The sequence below is a fragment of the Rhodococcus sp. IEGM 1307 genome, assembly GCF_030056915.1.
Classification (GTDB): Bacteria; Actinomycetota; Actinomycetes; order Mycobacteriales; family Mycobacteriaceae; genus Rhodococcus_F; species Rhodococcus_F opacus_D.
Window position 1 is genome coordinate 1 of sequence record NZ_JASHKW010000052.1, and the last position, 6,513, is coordinate 6,513.

The following is a 6,513-nucleotide window of genomic DNA, read 5'->3' on the forward strand; positions in this document are numbered from 1 at the left end:
TTCTAGGAGGCCACAGTGCCTGCACTCGAACCTATCGCGGCTGGCGACCAGATCCGCCGTGCATTCGGACACTTCCCGTCGGGAGTGACGGCCGTGTGCGCGGAAATCGACGGCGAGAAAGTCGGTTTAGCCGCAAGCTCGTTCACCGGAGTGTCCTTGGAACCGCCGCTGGTATCGGTGTGCATGCAGCACAGTTCCACGACCTGGCCGAAGCTGCGGCTCGCGCGGCGCCTGGGTCTGAGCGTGCTCGCCGAAGGGCACGACGCAATCTGTGGGCGACTCGCCAGCAAGCACGGTGACCGGTTCGCCGGAACCGACGTCACAGTCCAGGACGATGGAAGCCTGTTCGTCGACGGGGCATCGCTGTGGCTGGACTGCACGATCCACGCAGAGGTGCCGTGCGGGGACCACGACATCGTGGTGCTCGAGGTTCACGGAACATGGACAGGAACCGACTCCCCCCTGGTGTTTCACGGGAGCCAGTTTCGGCGTCTCGCCGAAGTCGAGGCGGTTCCGCGATGACTCTGCTCAGCACAGGCCCGGCCCACACGCGAGTCCGCGCGGCCCTGACTGCGATCGCCGCCGGGCGTCCCGTGGTGGTCGTTGATGACGCGAACCGCGAAAACGAGGGCGACTTGATCCTCGCCGCGTCGCTCGCCACCACCGAAACGGTCGCGTTCATGATCCGGCACACCTCAGGGTTCCTGTGTGTCGCGCTCCCCGAGACCATCTGCGACCGACTCGGTCTGCCCGCGATGCACCACTCCAATGACGACCCGCACGGCACGGCCTATTGCGTGGCTACCGACCTGCGGGACAACGGAACCGGCATATCTGCCACCGCCCGAGCCCGCACCATTGCAGCACTGGGCAATCCCGGCACCACCGCCGCGGACCTGGTGCGCCCAGGACACGTGGTACCGCTGCGGGCCCGCGCAGGCGGTGTCCTCACCCGGCGCGGGCACACCGAAGCGGGTGTCGACCTGACCCGCCTGGCCGGTGTCGCGCCGGCGGCGGCGCTCGCAGAGATCGTCTCGGTCGACTTCCCCGACCAGATGGCCCGCAGACCCGAACTCGAACGGTTCGCTGCCGAACATGGCCTGGTTGTGGTCACGGTCGCCGACATCGCCGAATACCGTCGCAGCACCGAGCCTCAAGTCGAGCGCGGTGCGACCACCTTGCTGCCCACCCAGTACGGCCAGTTCGACGCCGTCGGCTACCGGGATGCCGAGGGCGGTGAGCACATGGCTCTGGTGGCCGGATCAGTGGCCGGGATCGGTCCAGACACTCCGATATACGCGCACCGCGAATGTCTTACTGCCGACATCTTCGGAGGAGCTGCATGCGACTGTGGCGCAGGCCTGGTATCTGCGCTCGCGCGATTCGGTAGTCAGGGATCGGGTGTCGTCGTATATCTACGCGACAAGGGTCGCGCCTGCGGGCTGACCACGAATCATTCTGCAAGCGAGTCTATGTCAAAAATCGAGGATTGGATCTTAAGAGATTTGGGAGCCGATCCTAAGCAGACATCGCAGTGCTTGCCTCCCCGCCTGAGCCGGACAGCGTGACGACACCGAAGAAACAGGAAGACGAACAAATGACACCACCGGTCGAGTTGGCCTCCGCAGACGCCGTGGAACTGGCCGCAGCTGTCATGGCTGGACTGGGCACGCCCGATGACATGGCGCGCGAAATCGCCGAGCATCTTGTGGACGCCGACCTAGTGGGCCACGGCTCGCACGGAATCAGCAGGCTGCCGTCGTACGCCAAGTACGTCGACGACAAACAGGTCGTTGCCGGCGCGCGACCTGAAGTCCTCACCGACACCACGTCGCCGACAGTGAGTGCGGAGTGGGGCTTCTCGCACGTGGCGGCCCGGATGACGACCGATCTGGCGTGTGAGCAGGCCCGGGCCGGCGGTCTCGGACTGGCGGGACTGGTCCGCAGCACACATGTGGGCAGGCTCGGCGCCTACATCGAGCGAGCAGCAGCCGCAGATTGCATTGCGATGGCCTTCGTGGGCGGGATGGGGGGAAGCCGCCTCGTCGCCCCCTTCGGCGGTCGGTCCGGGCTGCTCAGCACCAATCCGATCGCGGCGGGATTCCCCACCGCCTCGGGGAAACCGATGGTCATCGATTTCTCGACGGCGGCAGCTCCAATCGGCAAAATCATGGTCGCTGCGATGGAGGGCCGGAAAATGCCTTCCGAAAGCCTCGTCGATGCGGAAGGTCGACCCTCGAACGACCCGACACTGCTCGAGCGCGGCGGTTCGATGCGCACTTTCGGTGACCACAAGGGCTTCGGACTTGCGGTTCTCGTCGAACTGCTGGGACGCGTGCTGCTCGGGTCCGAACGATTCGGCGACGGCGGGGGCCCCATCTTCGAAAGGCAGGGCCTGCTGATCCTGACTGTCGCGGCGGACTCGTTCCGCGACCTATCCGACGTTCTCGCCGAAGCCGAACAGCTCCGCCACGATATTCATGCCGTCTCACCGGCCGAAGGTTTCGAACAGGTTCTGGCACCAGGTGACCCGGAACAGCGGGCCAGGGAACGGGGCGGGAATCGCGTCATGATCAGCGAAGGGGCATGGTCAGCCATTCAGGACGCGGCGACACGTGTGGGCGCCGCGGACAGAATTCCGCAGCCTCTGTCGCCGAACTAGCCTCCAGTCGCGGCGGCACTGGAGCGGCAGTCAATATACCGAGTGAAAGGAAGTTACATGAACCGTCTCGAAGGAAAGACAGCGTTCATCACCGGCGGCGCGCGAGGCCAAGGGCGAGCGATCGCTGAGAAGTTCGCTCGTGAAGGCGCGAACATCATCGTGTGTGACATCGATGGTCCGATCGAACACATCAAGTACCCACTCGCCACCGAAGCGGATCTGAAAGAGACAGCAGCGTCCATCGAACGAATCGGTCGCGGTGTGGTTGCCGAGATCGCAGACGTCCGCGACCAGGAACAGATCGACAGAGTCGTTGCTGCCGGACTCGACAAGTTCGGCCACATCGACGTCGTTGTCGCAAACGCCGGTGTGCTCGACAACAAGCCGTTCTGGGAGATGACGGACAGCGAATGGAACGTCGTCACGGACATCTGTCTCAACGGTGTCTGGCGAACGATCAAAGCCGTGGCTCCGCACATGATGGAGCGTATGCGTGGGTCGGTCATCTTGACCTCGTCGACGAACGGGCAGGAAGGTGACGCAGGAAACATGTCCTATGTCGCCGCCAAGCACGGAGTGATCGGGGTGATGAAGTCCGCGGCGCTTGCGCTCGGCAAATACAACATCCGCGTCAATGCACTTTTGCCCGGACCTGTCGACACCCTGATCAACGACAACCCCGGAACCAGAGATCGGATCACGGGCAAGACTGGGGCAACGCGCGAAGACTACCTGGCAGCGTGCCGAAACTGGCACGTACTCCGCGGCAGGAGCGCTCTGGCCCCAGAAGCCGTCGCCGATGGTGCCATTTGGCTCGCGTCGGACGAATCGCGGCACGTTACAGGGTTGGAAATGTTGATCGACGCCGGCCACCGACTGCTGCCCGGACTGAACTTCAACAACAACTTTGTCGACGACCAAGCTTCACGCTGAGCCGAGACTCGACTCAAACTAATGCGGATACGCGGCAAGACCTGGGCAAGGGTAGCTGAAGCGACGTAGGGAACGCGAACAGAGCGTCCGGTGCCGCTCACTCTGACGATGCTTCACCGGGCGCTCCGACCGGATTGCCGGCACCGAACGATGAACGTCACAGCTGCACTGTCACAGCTGCAGCAACATAAATATCGCCGACTTCGAGGTGCACATGCTTTCGATAGTTAAACCAGTTCTACCGCTGACTTTTGTCGCAATGGCCATCGGAACACTGCTCTGCCTCGGATATCGAGAGCAAGTTATCTACATCCTCATCTTGGTGTTCGTCTCGGCCATGAGCGGGAAGAAGTTCCACGGAAGGGGCCTCGTCAGACGATGGCGGGACAGCCATGCGACACATGCCGGAACGCATCAAGAGCCAGGAGCCTGATCAGCTCTCTAAGACCTACTTCTGGTGGTGAAATCCCCCGCAGGCGAATACGCTACAGTTAATTGCACTAAGTGCAGTAATGAAACATGCCTGTCATGAACATGAACATCTACGTCCAAGTGTGCATGCAGCACTGCGACGCCGAGGAGCCAACACTTGTCTGCGATATCAGCTGGTCAGCGGCCCGTCGACACTGAGTTGAAATGGGAATCATTGACCGAGCGCGAGCGCCAGATCCTCAACGGCATCGCGGCAGGCCGCAGCAACCCTGAAATGGCAGCAGAGCTATTCGTCAGCGTCAATACGATCAGATTCCACGTTGGCAATGTGCTGTGCAAACTACAGGTACGGTCGCGCGTTGATGCCGCAGTCATGTTTGCTCGTCGTAACACGGGCGAAGTGCATCGGCCATCGCCATGACCGTCGAGCGAGAGCCCGGCCAACTGTTGCTCTAGCCCTGGCCAATGCGTCGCAATACTGCAACCGGTCCTCCGAATGCAACCAGGACCATTTCGCGATGCTCACACCCCCGCACCTCGATTCCTCCGCTGAAGGACAAGTAGGACGGCAACATGCTGTTCGCCGAGTGCACCCGGAAACGACTGATCAAACCACCCAGACCTGTTGCATGACCTCAGTCTCTTCCGCAGCGTCGAATCGCCGGGCGCTCGATCCGCCCAATAGCTGCCCGTCCAATCGCATTGCCACTTCCTCTCTCTCGACTTTTCGAATCATTGCTCTTGAGTCGCGTATCCTCCTGCGCCGAACTAGGTACCGCCCCTCGAACAGGCTCTGGACCCCGCAAGAGGGGAACGCGATCGACCTGAGTCATCTTTCCCGAATTGGCACAGTTTCCGCGTGTGCCGTCGGCATATGGTCAAGCACGTGATGGCGGATCGAAATACGACCGACATCCACTCCCACCCGCCGTCGTCGACGGTGGAAAGCTATAGGACAAGGAGAACGTGAGAAATGACCTCGAACGCCGAGATCACGCACAAGTTTACCGCGGCACAGAACGCTCGCGATGCGGATGCCATCGCGGCGTTGCTCGCTGAAGATGCGCATTTCGAATCGGCCCGGCTGCCCATCGCTGCAGACGGCCGCGCCAATGTGACCCAGTCGCTCACCGACTGGCTCGACGCCCACACAGAGTACGAGTTGAAGACAATCCGCGAATTCTACTCCGGTGATGAGGGCTACAACGAATGGCGCTTCACCGCGAAGAAGGACGGAGAGCCGATCGAGACGCACGGTGTTGACTACTACCGCTTCAAAGACGGCCTGATTGTCGAGAAGAACTCGTTCCGCAAGTTCCTCTTCTGAGTTCTATGCACCATCCTGCGGCGTCGCTCTCGCCGCAGGATGGTGCGCATGACACAGTGTCCGGCTTGCGAGCAGAACAGTGTGGGCAGGGCTTTCTGCGCCGCGGGTCGATGCAAGGTCACCCTGGTGCGGCGTGGGATGAGTAATATAATGGTCGGCGCGAAAAAGGCTCTACTCCATGTATGTCTTTCGCTGATGAGAACACTCAAGTTCCGGAGCCGCCCCAATCCTGATTCGATGCGTGAAATCCCATGAACCCTCGCGAGTATCGCAAATGGCGCCAGAAGCGCCGCGCCGATTGGATCGAAGCCAACCGGGAACGCAAACATCGCAATACCGAGGCGGAGCGCCTCATCGAATTCGCCAGCATGTGGGCACCATATGGAGGCGTACCCGAGGAGGAAGTCCTTGTGCACTTCGGAATGACAACGCACCAGTTCATAGAACGATTGTGGCAGTTCATCCCTGAATCGAATTGCGACCAAGAAGAGATACGCAGCTTGGCAAGCGCATACCCGCACAACCGGCGGACGAGCGACTCGCCACCCTGTTCCTGAGCCTCCGCACTCTGTGGCGGGAGGGGCGGATTCGCGTGGCCGTCCCGAACGCATTGCCTGCTCATTGTGACAGTCGAGCGGCGAAAGCCGTCGCAGGTCGTCGACGGCGTACGCGCGCAAGTCGGTGTTTTTGGGTGCCTCTGTGTTCGTCAAGCGGCTGGGTGCGACGTCGTAGAATTGCAGTTGGCGGGCTTGGAAAGTGACTTATCCGAAGAACTGGTGGTCGGGGTGGAGCCAGTCGCGCCGGATTGCAGAGTCGCCCCCGAGTGTTCTCTCAGGGTCGCCTCTCGGCGGCGTTCGTCGGCGATCATGACCCGCCGGACGTGGTCGGCCAGTTGTCGCTTGTGGCAGCGCTTCGCTTCACACGGTGTCTTGGCGCTTGCGAGTTCGAATTCTGTTGCCGTCTGCTTGATTGTTGCCCACAAAGTGGGGACGACGACGCTCCGTTCGTTCCAGTTCGCTCTTGCAAAACCACCGGACACGCCTGGTGCTGGAACACTGCAAAGATCTACGAGCGGTACTGCTCTTCTGCCAAGCCTCGTCGGCTCGTACGACGACATCGTGGCACCGCCGGAGACCACCGAGATCGACTACGAGGCCGA

The 6,513-nt window shown here is 61.5% G+C and carries 7 protein-coding genes; all 7 read left to right on the forward strand.

Going from position 1 to position 6,513, the window contains the following annotated elements; translation table 11 throughout:
• Positions 1–15 precede the first annotated feature (15 nt).
• Positions 16–522 (forward strand): flavin reductase family protein, encoded by a 507-nt coding sequence (locus QM841_RS42690; protein ID WP_133987874.1) that lies wholly within the window; start codon positions 16–18, stop codon positions 520–522.
• Entirely contained in the window at positions 519–1,568 is a 1,050-nt protein-coding gene (gene ribB / locus QM841_RS42695) for a 3,4-dihydroxy-2-butanone-4-phosphate synthase (protein WP_133987875.1), read from the forward strand. The genes QM841_RS42690 and ribB overlap by 4 nt, the downstream gene beginning before the upstream one ends.
• Positions 1,569–1,597: 29 nt before the next feature.
• The gene (locus QM841_RS42700; protein ID WP_283336771.1) at positions 1,598–2,662 is read left to right on the forward strand and encodes an Ldh family oxidoreductase; all 1,065 of its coding nucleotides are present in this window, start codon (positions 1,598–1,600) and stop codon (positions 2,660–2,662) included.
• Positions 2,663–2,719: 57 nt separating this feature from the next.
• Positions 2,720–3,595 (forward strand): mycofactocin-coupled SDR family oxidoreductase, encoded by an 876-nt coding sequence (locus QM841_RS42705; RefSeq protein WP_133987877.1) that lies wholly within the window; start codon positions 2,720–2,722, stop codon positions 3,593–3,595.
• 589 nt (positions 3,596–4,184) lie between these two features.
• A complete protein-coding gene (locus QM841_RS42710; protein ID WP_133987878.1) occupies positions 4,185–4,448 on the forward strand; it encodes a response regulator transcription factor in 264 nt (87 codons plus the stop codon).
• A 552-nt stretch (positions 4,449–5,000) separates the two neighbouring features.
• Positions 5,001–5,354: a nuclear transport factor 2 family protein gene (locus tag QM841_RS42715; RefSeq protein WP_133987879.1), complete on the forward strand. Its 354-nt coding sequence runs from the start codon at positions 5,001–5,003 to the stop codon at positions 5,352–5,354.
• A gap of 929 nt (positions 5,355–6,283) precedes the next feature.
• The coding region (locus QM841_RS42725; RefSeq protein ID WP_283336773.1) for a hypothetical protein at positions 6,284–6,513 on the forward strand (230 nt) is incomplete at its 3' end.